The organism is Paenibacillus sp. NN59, assembly GCF_057597225.1.
Genome location: NZ_CP199678.1, coordinates 1,909,945 through 1,924,041 on the forward strand (window position 1 = coordinate 1,909,945; position 14,097 = coordinate 1,924,041).

14 protein-coding genes are annotated in these 14,097 nt (G+C 48.5%); 12 read left to right on the forward strand and 2 right to left on the reverse strand.

What is annotated here, in order from left to right:
* The first annotated feature begins 140 nt into the window (after window positions 1-140).
* The 5 genes from ACT89M_RS08570 to ACT89M_RS08590 all read left to right on the forward strand — a co-directional run bounded on the left by ACT89M_RS08570 (window position 141) and on the right by ACT89M_RS08590 (window position 4,640).
* A complete protein-coding gene (locus ACT89M_RS08570; protein ID WP_487345199.1) occupies window positions 141-1,100 on the forward strand; it encodes a metallophosphoesterase family protein in 960 nt (319 codons plus the stop codon).
* 87 nt (window positions 1,101-1,187) lie between these two features.
* The gene (locus ACT89M_RS08575; RefSeq protein WP_090922113.1) at window positions 1,188-2,045 is read left to right on the forward strand and encodes an EamA family transporter; all 858 of its coding nucleotides are present in this window, start codon (window positions 1,188-1,190) and stop codon (window positions 2,043-2,045) included.
* Window positions 2,046-2,136: 91 nt separating this feature from the next.
* The gene (locus tag ACT89M_RS08580) at window positions 2,137-2,982 is read left to right on the forward strand and encodes an AraC family transcriptional regulator (protein WP_487345200.1); all 846 of its coding nucleotides are present in this window, start codon (window positions 2,137-2,139) and stop codon (window positions 2,980-2,982) included.
* Window positions 2,983-3,308: 326 nt separating this feature from the next.
* Complete coding sequence (locus tag ACT89M_RS08585; protein ID WP_487345201.1) at window positions 3,309-3,860, forward strand: nucleotidyltransferase family protein; 552 nt, start codon at window positions 3,309-3,311, stop codon at window positions 3,858-3,860.
* A 24-nt stretch (window positions 3,861-3,884) separates the two neighbouring features.
* Complete coding sequence (locus ACT89M_RS08590) at window positions 3,885-4,640, forward strand: YdcF family protein (RefSeq protein ID WP_208606798.1); 756 nt, start codon at window positions 3,885-3,887, stop codon at window positions 4,638-4,640.
* Between the two features lie 98 nt (window positions 4,641-4,738).
* Here ACT89M_RS08590 and ACT89M_RS08595 read toward each other — a convergent pair whose 3' ends face one another.
* Together ACT89M_RS08595 and ACT89M_RS08600 are read right to left on the reverse strand one after the other, a co-directional pair.
* Window positions 4,739-6,184 carry a M56 family metallopeptidase gene (locus ACT89M_RS08595; protein WP_487345202.1) on the reverse strand — a complete coding sequence of 482 codons (1,446 nt, stop codon included), beginning with the start codon at window positions 6,182-6,184 and terminating at the stop codon, window positions 4,739-4,741.
* A 9-nt stretch (window positions 6,185-6,193) separates the two neighbouring features.
* Entirely contained in the window at window positions 6,194-6,568 is a 375-nt protein-coding gene (locus ACT89M_RS08600) for a BlaI/MecI/CopY family transcriptional regulator (RefSeq protein ID WP_154886970.1), read from the reverse strand.
* 227 nt (window positions 6,569-6,795) lie between these two features.
* On the opposite strand from ACT89M_RS08600, the gene ACT89M_RS08605 reads away from it, so the two are divergent.
* The 7 genes from ACT89M_RS08605 (at window position 6,796) to ACT89M_RS08635 (ending at window position 14,051) form a co-directional block, all read left to right on the forward strand.
* Entirely contained in the window at window positions 6,796-7,326 is a 531-nt protein-coding gene (locus ACT89M_RS08605; RefSeq protein WP_487345203.1) for a hypothetical protein, read from the forward strand.
* A 160-nt stretch (window positions 7,327-7,486) separates the two neighbouring features.
* A complete protein-coding gene (locus tag ACT89M_RS08610) occupies window positions 7,487-8,374 on the forward strand; it encodes a TIGR01777 family oxidoreductase (protein ID WP_487345204.1) in 888 nt (295 codons plus the stop codon).
* A gap of 258 nt (window positions 8,375-8,632) precedes the next feature.
* A complete protein-coding gene (locus ACT89M_RS08615) occupies window positions 8,633-9,634 on the forward strand; it encodes a beta-ketoacyl-ACP synthase III (protein ID WP_487345205.1) in 1,002 nt (333 codons plus the stop codon).
* A complete protein-coding gene (locus ACT89M_RS08620; RefSeq protein ID WP_487345206.1) occupies window positions 9,624-10,865 on the forward strand; it encodes an ATP-grasp domain-containing protein in 1,242 nt (413 codons plus the stop codon). Before ACT89M_RS08615 ends, ACT89M_RS08620 begins: the two co-directional genes overlap by 11 nt.
* Window positions 10,862-11,851, forward strand: a complete 990-nt coding sequence (locus tag ACT89M_RS08625; RefSeq protein ID WP_487345207.1) for an NAD-dependent epimerase/dehydratase family protein — start codon at window positions 10,862-10,864, stop codon at window positions 11,849-11,851. The genes ACT89M_RS08620 and ACT89M_RS08625 overlap by 4 nt, the downstream gene beginning before the upstream one ends.
* Window positions 11,851-12,735, forward strand: a complete 885-nt coding sequence (locus tag ACT89M_RS08630; RefSeq protein ID WP_487345208.1) for an MBL fold metallo-hydrolase — start codon at window positions 11,851-11,853, stop codon at window positions 12,733-12,735. The genes ACT89M_RS08625 and ACT89M_RS08630 overlap by 1 nt, the downstream gene beginning before the upstream one ends.
* A complete protein-coding gene (locus ACT89M_RS08635) occupies window positions 12,732-14,051 on the forward strand; it encodes a F390 synthetase-related protein (RefSeq protein WP_308722144.1) in 1,320 nt (439 codons plus the stop codon). The genes ACT89M_RS08630 and ACT89M_RS08635 overlap by 4 nt, the downstream gene beginning before the upstream one ends.
* The last annotated feature ends 46 nt before the right edge of the window (window positions 14,052-14,097 follow it).

Genomic DNA, 14,097 nt, shown 5'->3' on the forward strand with positions numbered 1-14,097 from the left:
ATTTTAAAACGGATTGAACACGAGTTATTTCAAGCACTAATCAGCAATACATATAACCAATAGATCTAACTGCATGAATGAAGTGAAGCTTATTGCTCGCGTTCAATGCGTATTCATGTGGTATTCGGGAGGACAACACAGTGAAACGACCGCTTACTTTTCGTGAAAATGGAACCTTTACCATCGTACAATTTACCGATATACACTGGAAAGACGGACGGCCTGAAGATCTGCGAAGCCGGCGGATGATGCAATCAATCATCGAACTGGAACAGCCGGATCTGGTTATTTTCACAGGAGATGTGATCTACACCGGGCCTGTCGATTCGGGAAATCAGGCGTGCGAGCATCCGGAGCAGGCTTTTCGCGATGCTGTCTCGGCTGTGGAGGCGTGTGGGATTCCGTGGGCTTTTGTGTTTGGCAATCATGATGCCGAGCAACGAATCACTCCACCAGAGCTCATGCGTGTAGTTCAGGAGCATGCGCATAGTGTGACGGAAGCGGGCCCGCGTGATATTGCAGGATTGGGCAATTACACGCTGGAAATTGCCGGAGCGAATGGACTTCCGGCAGCGGTGTTGTATCTGCTCGATTCCGGGAGTTATTCGACCGTGGAATCGATCCCCGGTTATGGCTGGATTCAGCAGAGTCAGCTCCGATGGCTGATGGATGAATCCACACGCGTCAATCCCGGCCGCAGCCCGGGGGATAAGCTGCCAGCCTTGGCGTTTTTCCATATCCCGATTCCGGAATATCAACGGATGTGGGACAGCCAAGTTTGCTATGGCAACAAATATGAACCTGTCTGCTGTGCGCAAGTCAATTCGGGTTTGTTTGCTGCACTGCTGGAGATGGGGGATGTAATGGGTACGTTCTGCGGACACGATCATGTGAATGATTTTCACGGTCAGTATCAAGGGATACGTCTTTGTTACGGGCGTTCGAGTGGTCATAGTACCTACGGAAGGGAAGGTATGCTACGCGGAGGACGTGTCATTCAGATGCGTGAAGGTGAGCGGGAGTTTAATACCTGGCTTCGTCTGGAGGATGGATCGGTGGTGAATGAACAGCCGGAGCATCAACCGGAGACCGCGACGTAAGGTATTCTAGAGTGTACTATAGCGTGGCAAGGGAAATAGAAAGAGATAAGCAAATAAGCAAGGAAAACAGAGAGGGACGTATACAGCATGATTTTACCGTTAATTCTGGTGCTTGCTTCAGGAATGGCACATGCCGTCTGGAGTATGTTTACAAAACGAAGTTTGAACAAAAGTGTTTTTCTATGGTCGATTATGATGATTCCCACCGTATTGCTGCTGCCTGTGCTGGTGGTGGAATTGTCCCGCGAGTCGTTACCCGTGTCAGCTTATGCGCTGTTGATCGTGTCGATGGCACTTCAGGCGTTATACTCCTGGCTGTTGTCTCAGACGTATGAGCTTGGTGATCTGTCTCAGATCTATCCGATTATGCGGGGCACGAGTACGTTGCTGGTGCCGTTGATCGGGGTTGCTTTTCTAGGAGAAAGGTTGTCGGGATTCGGATGGTTAGGCATTGCCTGTATGATTGTTGGTTTCATCGTTCTTAGCGGTGTGGGGAGCAGGAAGGGACAAGCAGGCTCTGGAATGAAGGGGGCGAAGCCAGTTCTGATGGCCTTGTGTGTGGGGTTATGTACGACGAGTTATGTATTTGTGGACAAATTAAATCTGCAACATATTTCGCCCTTGGCGTTGCTTGAGGTTACGAATATTGGTTTTGTGGCTGGATTAACGCCAGCGCTGCTCGCTTCAGCTGGCTTGCGTCAGGAATGGAAGGTCAATCGTTCGACGATTTTGCTTGGGGCTTTGCTGAATCCGGGATCATATCTGCTCTTTCTATTTGCACTGGAACAGGCTCCAATGGCCAGATTGGGCCCGCTTCGGGAAGTGGGAACGGTATTTGCGGCTTTTCTCGGGATATGGTTATTAAAAGAACAGCAGGGCATGAAACGGATTCTCTGTTCCATCGTTATTTTTGGCGGCATTCTCCTGATTGGTGTGTGGGGATAGGATAGAAAGACATCGGTCAAAAGAAAGCACAAAATGACAGGCTTCTCTACCCTTCTTCGTGTATCATCATAAGCAAGGAGTGATACAGTACATGAAATGGATTGAAGCCATACAGAAGTCGATTCAATATATAGAAGAGCATTTACTGGAGCCTATGACGACGGATCAGATTGCAACGCACGCGCATATGTCCGCATTTCATTTTCAACGTATCTTTGGTTTAATGACCGACGTTACCGTGGCGGAGTACATCCGGCGCAGAAGATTAACACTGGCGGCCAATGAACTGTTGCAGGGAGATCCCAAAATTATGGATTTGGCCTTCAAGTATGGCTATGATACGCCTGAATCGTTCACCAAGGCTTACCGCAGACAACATGGAATATCGCCAAGCGAAACCCGAAAGTCCGGTGCCTCAGTCCAGTCGTATAATCGACTCGTTATTCAAGTCAGTTTACAAGGAGCAGAGCCAATGAAACATCATATTGTCGAACAAGAGGCATTTTCCATTGTGGGTATCAAACAACGATTTTCGTATGTCGATAGTCAGCACTTACAGGGAATCCCTAATATGTGGCAGGAAGCGTATCACAATGGAACAGAGGATCGGATAGCTGCATTGAATAACGGGTTTATCCCAGGTTTGCTAGGGGTGTGTGTAGATCAGGGCGAGATCGAGCACAAGCAGATGGAGTACTGGATTGCAACAACGTATGAAGGGGAGCAACCGGAAGGGCTATCTACGTTCACGTTCCCCGCGAGTAAATGGGTGGTTTTCGAGGTTGAGGAACCGATGCCTCAGGGAATACAAAAGCTGTGGAAACGTATTGTAGGTGAATGGTTCCCTTCAAATGCATACGAACATGCCTGGCTGCCTGAACTGGAAGTCTACCGCGGCATGAAACATGCGCCTCAAATCTGGATACCGATTAAATAGCCGGATAGGTAGCATTAGATAGCTCAATAGTAAGTATTAGTTAGCCCAATAGTAAGTATTAAATATCTGGATCGTAAGCGTTAATTATCTTCATCAATGATCATCGATCAATATGACATCATAACTCCGCTCAGGAATCGTGATTTTCAGGCGTGCATTCGTTTTGGATGTACATGAAAATGACAGCTTGAGGGGAGTTGTTTATTTTATTCCAGGGTTCAAAACATGTTATATTAAAAAACAGTAGTCTCATCCACCCCTAAGAACGACGGACGGCCAAGCTGGAATGAAGATATCGGATTCGAGTAGGTCAAGGAGGATTTGCTGTGCAATATGAAGAACGACTTGTCCAAACGTTGCGACAACATGAGCAGATCATGCAGGATCTGCGGATTGTACGTTCGCTAGAGTTGCCCGATTGTTACATCGGTGCGGGTTATATTCGTAATTACATATGGGATGATCTTCATGGATTTACCAGACGGGAGCTGCATAGCGATATTGATGTTGTTTATTTTAATGCTGCCGATCTTCGAGAGGAACGGGATTACGAACTGGAGCAGGAGCTGTGTACTGCAACAGGTAACACGAAGTGGTCGGTTAAAAATCAAGCCAGGATGCACCTGCGTAACGGAGACATGCCGTATCACTCGACTGAAGATGCACTGCGCTTTTGGCCTGAGCAAGTAACAGCCATCGGTGTACAACTACATGCTGACGATCAAATCAGGATATGTGCCCCTTATGGGCTGGAGGATCTGTATGCGTTGGTTGTTCGCAAAAGTCCGGCGTTTATGGACGCGGCCTACTATAACGAACGTGTGTGCAAAAAGAATTGGCAACAGTACTGGCCCAAGCTCACGATTGTAAGGGCATAATATAACAAGTGTGGATGTCTATGTATGGGAAGGAGTGTTGCTGTACTGATACAGAAATTTTTACGGGAGAAAGGATATATTTTGGATCTGATCCTACTGGCGTGTTTGGTTTTCTTTCTGATCTTTTGGGGCTGGAACTTTGCCGTGAAATTTTTTACTCTCCTCGCGGCAACCTTTATCATATTAAGACGGATTGATTATGAGAAACACATCTGGCTGAAACGCGGGTTGTTGGTCGTTTTCGGCATTGGCGCCGTTTCCTTTATCATTATTGAAGCTCTGGTATTTACCCAGCTTGGTTCAAAGGAAGAGGAGCGAGCGGACTATGTCATCATACTTGGGTCGGGCATCAAGGGCACCGAATTGTCACTGACCTTGAAACAAAGGTTGGATGCCAGCTTGGATTATATTCGCACTCACCCGCAGACTCCAGTCATTGTATCTGGTGGACAGGGGCCAGGTGAATCCATTCCTGAAGCCCTTGCGATGAAAAATTACCTGGTGGATCAGGGCATTGCCCCCGCTCAGATCATCATGGAGGATCGCTCGACAAGTACGCAGGAAAATTTGGCTTTTTCTAAAAAAATCATTCTTGCTTCAGGGCTGGAACATCCCAAAATTATGATTGTCACAAGTGATTACCACATGTTCAGGTCGAAATATATTGCGGCCAAAAACGGATACGCTGCAGAATACGGTATATCCGCTCCTTCACCAGGGTACTTGAAGCCGATTAATATGATTCGTGAATATTTTGGCACTGTGAAGGCATTTTTATAGTCAAACGAGAAACAGGACGAAGCGGAAGGAATAAAAATGCTTCGTCCTGTTTTCTATTTTTTATGGTGAACACTACATTAAACTTGGGTGGACAAGACTCATTTTTTTGCAGAATCGCTAGAAGCAGCTCTAAGCTCAGTTGCTCTGGACTCGGCAGCTGCTCTGGAGTTGTCGGGTGCAATGACAGCCTCAGAGACCTTATCTCGAGGAGAAGTGGTTCTGGAAGCAGCCGCTGGAACAGTAGCCTCTCTGGAATTGTCAGGTGCAATTGTAGCCTCAGAGACCTCATCCCGAGGAGAAGTGGTTCTGGAAGCAGCCGCTGGAACAGTAGCCTCTCTGGAGTTGTCAGGTGCAATTGTAGCCTCAGAGACCTCATCCCGAGGAGAAGTGGTTCTGGAAGCAGCCGCTGGAACGGTAGCCTCTCTGGAGCTGTCAGGTACAATTACGGCTTCAGAGACTTCATCTCGAGGTGTAGAAGCACTAGGTTCGGTGGCTCGACTGGCAGTCTCTCTGGAGTTGTCAGGTACAATTATAGCTTCAGTGGCTCCACGCTCTACTTTGGGCGTATGGCTCGATGCCCATACAGCTGTAGACGTACTTGCTACAGCAATTAAACAAACGGATGAAATTGTTATGATCCAATGTTTCTTTTTCATTTTTTTGACATCAAACATCATCGTAAGTCTCCTTTTTAATTGTTTTCCCTCCCCTGAAAGGGATGAGCAAAATTGCACAGGCAAGCTTCGCGCCCCTGCGGTGACATTTAAAATGGTTTCGCCATAACGTTTGCGATCTTCGATGGACATCTTCTGGACAACCTTTTCATCACAAGAAAATTCACTCCAGGTGTGAATCTCTTGGCGAAGGAGGTGAACGAGAGGATTGAACCAGTGCAAAGCGCTGACCGCTAGAGTGAGTGCCTTGACCCACAGATCTTTATATTTCAGGTGAGTTAATTCATGGTGATAAACCAGACCCATATTCAAGTGAGCTGTACCCGCTTGAGGCAAATAAATCGTAGGTTTCGTTAAACCGACCAGCACGGGACTTCGTAACATTGGACTATATGCCAGGTTGACATGCTGCCGAATACCTAACTTTTCTTTGATCATGGGGAGCAGTAAGGCGGCCTCACTATTTTCTTTCACATCTGACTGTGTACGTTTCAACGCATGGATGAATCTGTAATAACAATAGATCTGCCACGTCGTATAACCGAGAACGCCTACTCCCCAAGCACTGAGCAAAACATACGCCGCTGTAGAAGATATCGTCCATTCTGGGGTAAGCGCTCCTTCAAGCATACCGTTCAAAAAGTTAGATTGTTCAAGGTTTCGGTGTGAAGCATGATGAAAAAGACTGGAGAACCATGTCATTCCGAACGATAGGGGCAGTACATAAAAGGCGAAAGCCATTTTACTCAGCCCGTAACGCCAGGAAGCGGGGAAAAGATGTACCGGCAGAAGGCGCAAGGCAAGAATGCAAGCAGCGGCAATGCTTCCAGCCACCGTCAACGTTATCAGCAGATCAATAAAGAGATTCATGCGCGCCACCTACTTTTCCGACAGCCATTGTTTTAGTTCGGCAATGTCTTTCTCTGAAAGCTTATCCCCGTCATACATGGCTGAAACCAGATTTTTAACAGAGCCTTGATAGAGGCCATCGAGTACTGTCTTGGTTTTCTGAAGTTTGTAGTCTTCTGGCTGTAAAAGAGGCTCATAATAGTTGGTTCGACCCTGTCTCGTGACAGTGAGCGCCCCTTTATCCACCAGTCTGGATAGGAAAGTGGAAATGGTCTGTGCCTTCCACGCTTTTCCCTTTTCCTTAAACATGTCTAACAGTTCGGAAGAAGTGACCGGAGGAGTACAAGACCAGATCACCTCCATCAGTTCCAGCTCGGTTTCGGACCATTTTTGAGTTTGGTGCACCAAAGAAGCACTCCTTTACAACGTTATGCGTCCATAACGATAATTTTATTACTACACTACGTAGTAAATATAAACTACTACAACATGTAGTGCATAGTCAAGCGCAGTGTGTGAGAACCTCGTTTCTTCCTCTGTTTGTCAAGAGGGTTCTGTTTCTATATCCCAGATTCAACGAAGAAAAGCATGTTATACTATAGGTCAACAATAGATGACCGAAACAGGAGTGAATGATCATTACAGCATATCAATTACCTGCTCTGAAGGAGCAGAACATGATTTCAACGAACGATTTACAAGACATTATTCGCATGCTCGCCCATGCGCCTTTACTGTATGATGATGGTCAGCATATTCAGGTTCAGGATTACCTGGAAGGTCTTGAGATAGGGTTAACGCATGATATTCGTCGTGCAGCGATTGAATTGTACGAACTGGGGGTCAAGGCTTGTCGCCAATTTACGGATGTACTTGCCTATGAGCAGTTGCAGGATGTGCTTGGTCTGCAGGCTGAGTTGTGGCAGGAAGGTGTGCTTGCACTGCAAGACTGGATGAATTGGCTAAAAGAAATTGGCGAAGGGCGGCGAACTTTGCCTGAGTATGATTTTGCATCCATATTGGGTGAACTCCCCGAAGGGTATATGATTCATGATTTTCATGACGAACTACAGGTTCGACTAGAGCAGGATGCATCGAATGCTTGGGCGAACGAAGAGCGAAGTCGGTTATATACAGCGATTGGCGTGCAAGAAGCAGGCTGAGCGAGCGATTTGAATGAAATTGAACTTTTTAAACGTCGATGGGCGTCTCTCTACACGGAAATGGAATCCATATCAAACGAAACGGTCTGCTACGTTGTTTAGTCTGATATGAATGCAATGCGTAGATGGCATGATGCATCTGCTGAAATGAGGGGATACCGTGAAAAAGGTTGTACTTGCTGGTGGAACGGGATTTGTTGGTCAAGATTTTACAGTCCGGTTTAAAAAGCTGGGGTACGATGTGCTGGTGATCTCACGCCAGTCTGGACACATCGCCTGGGAAGATCGAACAGCCATCATTGAAGCACTTGAAGGCGCGGAGATGCTGATTAATCTGGCTGGTAAATCGGTCAATTGCCGTTACACAGACGAGAATCGTAAAATCATTATGGATTCCAGAACAGAAACCACAAACATTCTTGGGGAAGCGGTATTGGCTTGTGTGCATCCGCCTGAATTGTGGATTAACTCCAGTACGGCTACCATCTATAGACATGCGGAAGATCGTCCAATGACGGAACAAGATGGAGAGATTGGTTCGGGTTTCTCTGTGGAGGTTGCCAAGGCTTGGGAGCAGGCATTCTTCGGATTCAAGCTACCATCTACACGTCAAATTGCACTACGCATTGCGATTGTGCTTGGGGAAGGTGGGGTGATGGAACCACTGACGAATCTGGTTCGATTTGGCCTGGGTGGAGCCCAGGGAGCAGGAACCCAAAAATTTAGCTGGATTCATATGGAGGACCTGTTCCGCATGGTGATATTTGTACAGGAGCATCCGGATCTGGAAGGGGTCTATAATGCTTCATCCCCTCATCCAGTGACTAATCGGGAACTCATGGCAAGCCTTAGAAAGCAGATGGGGGCACGTATCGGACTTCCGTTCCCGCGCTGGATGCTTGAGCTTGGAGCTATATTTATCCGTACGGAAACGGAACTGGTACTCAAGAGCCGCTGGGTCATTCCCGACAGAATCGAAAAGGCAGGTTTTACGTTCACTTATCCTTCGCTGGATAAGGCACTTGCTGATCTCCTTAAATCCAAATAATGGGGAGCAGACAGTTTACATAGGTGCCTCCATTTTCAGACTGTGAAAAACATGTGCAGGAATCATTAATATGTGAATGGGAGGGCAGAGCAATCTGCCCTTCCGTCTATTTCGATGATATTTAGGCCCGGGATCGATCATCAGGCTGCTTCAAATATTCTTTTTCATTATCACTATTATTCAGTTGCAGGTATATTCGTTTAATGGGTAATATCACGAAATTTACATAACACGCATGAAAGAGAAGAGGTTGGGCATATGCAGCTTAGAAGAGTAAGAATCGCAGGTACAGGAAAATACCTGCCTCAGATGAAGGTGACAGATGAAGAGTTGGATGAGCGATTACATGTGCCCGCAGGCTGGGTCAGCAAAGCGACGGGCGTCGGCTATCGTTATTATGCTTCGGACGAGGAGACTTCTTCCTATATGGGTGCAAGAGCGGCAGAAGCAGCTCTGGCCGATGCGGGGCTGTCTTTTGGTGAGATCGATTGTTTGGTATGCACCAGCGGTACGAAAGAACAGCCGTTGCCAAGCACAGCCGTCTTTATCCAGCAGGCCATGGGACAGGAAGAATCAGGTGTTCCTGCTTTTGATATGGATGCGACATGTCTGAGTTTCCTGAACGGACTTGATGTCATCTCTTATATGGTAGACGCTGGACGTTACCAGCGTGTATTGCTCGTAGCTACCGAGATTGCTTCAGCAGGATTAAACTGGAAAGATCCTGAAAGTGCTGCCTTGTTTGGTGATGGCGCGGCGGCAGTCATCATTGAGCGAGCATCTGAGGAATCCGGGTCACAGATCGTTCATGCATCGCTGCGAACCTATAGCCGCGGGGCACGGTTTTCGGAGATTGCAGGCGGAGGCACGCGGCATCATGCGGCCCAGTATGATGTGGCACATCCAGATCCATTCCTCTTTCATATGGATGGCGCGGCGATTTTTCGCATGGCGTCCAAGCTGTTACCCGGGTTTATGAATGAGATGCTTCAAGCTTCCGGGGATCGAATGGAGGATTTCTCTCTGGTCATTCCTCATCAGGGCAGTGCAATGGCGATGCGCCTGATTCGCAAGAAGCTTGGAATTCCGGCAGAACGGTTCATGGATATTACACGAGGTCATGGTAATACGATTGCGGCCTCTATTCCGATGGGATTGCATGAGGCGATTTGTCAGCAACGAATAGAGCGTGGTGATCGGGTATTGATGATCGGAACGGCGGCTGGGCTGTCTTTGGGAGGACTGATCTTTGACTACTAGATTTGCACGACGTGACCAACGTGTGCTTCAAGGACAAACGGGTCATACATACAGGGTACTCCTTACCGGGGGAAGAGCTCCGGTTACGCTGGATTTGGCGCGTATGTTGCATCGGTCAGGTCACCTCGTATTTATTGCGGAGAGTATGGACCATCATCTGTGCAGAACGTCTAGTGCGGTGGAGCAATGCGTACTTGTTCCATCGCCACGTCACCATACGGAGAAGTACCTGTCTGCACTGGAACATTGGGTTAATATATGGCAGATCGATGTGCTGATTCCGATGTGCGAAGAAGTGTTTTATGTGGCTGGTGGGGCTGAACGCTTAAGGCAGCGTTGTCGTGTTCTTGTTTCCAGTCTGGAGCAGTTGCACGTTCTGCATCATAAGTATGATTTTAATAGGCTTGCCAAGTCTATGGGGCTTCCGGTCCCGGATACACATCTGATTCTAACTCCGCAGGAGTGGCTGGAGATGCAGCAGGTTTTAAAGGGAGAGTGGGTCTGGAAACCGGTCTACTCCCGTTTTGCGGCCAAAGTACGTATGCCGAAACTTGGGTACCACGATCCACCGGGCGAAGATACGTTGTCTCCTGCCTCACCTTGGGTGGCGCAGCGGTACATTCATGGACGAGGATTGTGCACCTACAGTGTAGTGCATGAAGGCCATTTGATTGCGCATGCCACCTACGACAGCCGATATCGTACGGGCAGTGTAGGCGCGAGTGTTTTTTTTGAACAGGTGCAACATGAGGGCACACACGCGTGGGTAGAACACTTTGTACGCGCGACGGGTTTCAGCGGACAGATTGGATTTGATTTTATCGAAGACGTGACGGGTCAGGTGTCTGCGATTGAGTGTAACCCGAGGGCAACCAGTGGCATTCATCTGTTTCATCCTGGTAACGACTTGGTGCGTGCATTGCTTGAACCTGAAGTGGTACTTAGCGAAGGGATCAAAGTGACACCGAGGTTAGGTAATGATAAGGCGATGTTAGCATTGCCCATGCTGGGAAGTGGTATCCGGCAGATTCATAGCAGCAGAGGTAGCCTGCGAGCTTGGAGGACGGCTTGGCAGGGTGCCAGGGATGTGGTGTATGTGCGGCAGGATCGGCGGCCTTTTTTTGAACAATTTGCGGTCGTACTTACTGCCTGGCGTCTTGCACGTTCACAGCAGATTACGCTGACGGAAGCATTGACTCATGACATAGAATGGAACGGTGAACAACGATGAAGAGAGCATTAGTGACCGGGGCTACAGGTTGTCTGGGTAGACATCTGGCGATAAGGCTTGCAGCAGAAGGCTGGGAAGTGACAGGCATGGGGCGACAGCAAGAGATCGGCAGTGTGCTTGAAGCGGCTGGAGTTCGCTTTATCAGGGGAGATATTCGGGATGTCCAGGTTGTAGATGCAGCGTGTACAAGTCAGGATATCGTGTTCCACTGTGCGGCCTTATCCTCACCTTGGGGGAAATATCAGGATTTCTACAGCAGTAATGTGCAGGGAACGCAAAATTTGATTGATCATTCTCTACGCCATCAGGTGCAGCGGTTCGTGCATGTTTCCACGCCGAGTATTTATTTTAACTACATACCGCGTTATGAAGTTCATGAACATGACCTGTTGCCGGCTAAATCGGCCAATCATTATGCGGCTACCAAACGTATGGCTGAAGACATTGTGATGGAGGCACATCGTAACGGATTGCCATCGATTATGATTCGCCCGCGAGCCATTTTTGGCCCGTATGACCAAACGCTTTTCCCGCGGATTGTTGCAGCGAATGCCAAGCGGGGAGTACCGATGATTGATGGTGGACAGGCGCTGATTGATCTGACGTGCGTAGATAATGTGGTGGATGCGCTGTTATTGTGCAGTGATGTTTCTAATAATGCACTTGGAAGAGCCTACAATATTTCGAACGCAGACCCGAGACCATTTGCAGAGCTGGTCAGGACTCTTTTTGACATGTTAGACATGCCGCTGCGGCGTCTGAATATTCCTTATCGAGTGGCCTATGGAGTGGCCAGTATGCTGGAAGGTGTGCATCGATTCATCCCTGCTCTGGGAGAGCCGTTACTAACCAGATACACCGTTGGATCTTTGGGTGTGCCGCAAACGTTGGATATTACCGATGCTAAGGCGCAGCTAGGATATGTACCGCGGGTGTCCATTGAAGCGGGTTTGCGACAATTTGCAGATTGGTGGAGGAGTGAATAATGTTAACAACGAAGCCGGTAAAATTATATTTAGGCGCAGCGGGTTACTGTACTCATCCAGAGTTCCTTACATTACGGGGAGGAAGCATCCGGCCTGTTCGTTTTCCGGCAGGCTTCGCTTGTATTCTCCATCCCGATCATGGCCCAATACTACTGGACACGGGGTACAGTTCACGTTTTTTTGAAGAGACCGCTCGACTTCCGAACGCATTATATCGTCATATCACGCCCGTTGTATTTCGGGAAGAAGACAGTGCCGTCCATTTTCTGAAGCAGATCGGGCTGGTGCCATCAGATATCCGTTATGTTATTCTTTCGCATTTTCACGGGGATCACATTGCAGGTGCCAAGGACTTCCCGGAGGCTCAGTTTATTTATTTGCCGAGAGCCTATGAGGCGGTTCGTTCTCTTGGTTCAATTGCGGCGGTGAAGGCTGGTTTTCTGGCTGGGCTGCTACCTGACGATTTTATCCAGCGCTCACTGCCCGTGAACGACCCTGCCAAGCGATGGAGGGAAATATGGGAGAATACAGGGATTGAAGCCCTGGCAGAGTTTCCTTGGCAAGAGGTATACGATCTTTTTGGAGATGGCAGCCTGCTCGGCGTGGATGTATCGGGTCATGCGGAAGGCATGATGGGTTTATTGCTGCGGACAGAGCAACATGATTATTTTTTATGTGCAGATGCAGTATGGTCAAGCCGGGCTTTCCGTGAACAGCGCAGACCTCATGCACTGGCAGGCATCATTATGTCAGACCGGCAGGAGTACAGACAGAACTTTGACAAGCTGGTTCACCTGCATCAACAGTTCCCTCGGCTTCGCATCGTGCCGAGTCATTGCCAAGAGGCGCTGAGCGCATGGGGCACAGGAGGGACGGAACGATGAGCAATCCTGTTCGTATCGTTACTCATTATGCACTTGCACGTGGCTTGCGAAGATGGCGTACCAGGGCACAGCTTGAACTTTGGCAGGAACGCCGAATCATTCGGCATGTGGAGCGGATACGGGCACAGTCTCCGTTTTACCAAAAGTGGTGGGGAGACCTGAACGCATCCGAGTGGAAACAGTTCCCGCAGATCGATAAAACGGTAATGATGCAGCATTTCGATACGCTGAACACGGTAGGTATTACGAAGGAAGAGGCCCTGATCCTCGCTGGAGAAAGTGAGGATACCCGTAACTTCAAGCAATCCTCCATTCAAGGCGTCACGGTAGGGTTATCTTCGGGTACATCGGGTAATCGAGGCATTTTTCTGGTAAGTGATCGGGAGCAGGACGCGTGGACGGGCACCGTGCTGGCCAAACTGCTACCAGGCGGACTATGGAAACCCGCGAAGATCGCGTTCTTCCTGCGGGCGAATAGCAATCTGTACGAATCGGTCAAGCGTGGCAAGCTGAAATTCCAATATTTTGACCTGCTGGAGCGTGTGGATGTCCTGATTGAACGTATGAAAGAATACCAGCCTACGGTGTGGGTGGCTCCTCCTTCCATGCTTCGTATACTGGCTGATGCTTATCAGCAAGAACGTCTAACACATGTGCCTCAGAAAATTATTTCCGTAGCCGAGGTGCTTGACCCTCTGGATCGTAAGGTGCTGGAGCATGTCTTCGGTCAGACAGTTCATCAAGTGTACCAGTGTACAGAAGGCTTTTTGGGAGCGACGTGCGAGCACGGAACGATACATCTGAATGAAGACATTGTGTATATTGAAAAAGAGTACATTGATCCTGCAACCCGGCGGTTCGTGCCTATGATCACAGACTTTTCCCGAACGTCGCAGCCGATTATCCGGTATCGGCTGAATGATATTTTAACCGAGGCGGCAGCGCCGTGCGCCTGTGGTTCGTTGTTCACTGCCATCGAGCGGATTGAAGGCCGCTGTGATGATACGCTTTATTTTTCGCATACCTATGAGGAAAAGGCTGTTTCGGTTTTTCCGGATTTTATCAGTCGTGCCGTGATTGCGGCTTCACCGGCTATTCAGCATTATCGTGTGGTGCAACGTGGCAGTGGGATGCTGGAGGTGTCAATGCGGGTCAGCGAGGAAGAGGGTCAGGAGCAGGCGCAGGCCGCTGTGTTGCAAGAGTTAGGGAAATTGGCAGTTCGACTGCAATGTGTGCTACCTGAGGTTCAATTTGTGCCGTATACGTTTGAAGCAGGGATCACGAAGTTGCGACGGGTGGAGAGACGGTTGGATTAATTGAGGTTCAACGCAGAGTCTACATGTACTAGTTAAAATTGAATCG

Bases quoted from the DNA above. Each gene is read 5' to 3' on its own strand.
- ACT89M_RS08605 (WP_487345203.1), top strand. From the start codon at position 6,796: ATGATCATTACAGCATATCAATTACCTGCTCTGAAGGAGCAGAACATG.
- ACT89M_RS08630 (WP_487345208.1), top strand. From the start codon at position 11,851: ATGTTAACAACGAAGCCGGTAAAATTATATTTAGGCGCAGCGGGTTAC.
- ACT89M_RS08625 (WP_487345207.1), top strand. From the start codon at position 10,862: ATGAAGAGAGCATTAGTGACCGGGGCTACAGGTTGTCTGGGTAGACAT.
- ACT89M_RS08580 (WP_487345200.1), top strand. From the start codon at position 2,137: ATGAAATGGATTGAAGCCATACAGAAGTCGATTCAATATATAGAAGAG.
- ACT89M_RS08575 (WP_090922113.1), top strand. From the start codon at position 1,188: ATGATTTTACCGTTAATTCTGGTGCTTGCTTCAGGAATGGCACATGCC.
- ACT89M_RS08595 (WP_487345202.1), bottom strand. From the start codon at position 6,184: ATGAATCTCTTTATTGATCTGCTGATAACGTTGACGGTGGCTGGAAGC.
- ACT89M_RS08615 (WP_487345205.1), top strand. From the start codon at position 8,633: ATGCAGCTTAGAAGAGTAAGAATCGCAGGTACAGGAAAATACCTGCCT.
- ACT89M_RS08590 (WP_208606798.1), top strand. From the start codon at position 3,885: ATGGGAAGGAGTGTTGCTGTACTGATACAGAAATTTTTACGGGAGAAA.
- ACT89M_RS08635 (WP_308722144.1), top strand. From the start codon at position 12,732: ATGAGCAATCCTGTTCGTATCGTTACTCATTATGCACTTGCACGTGGC.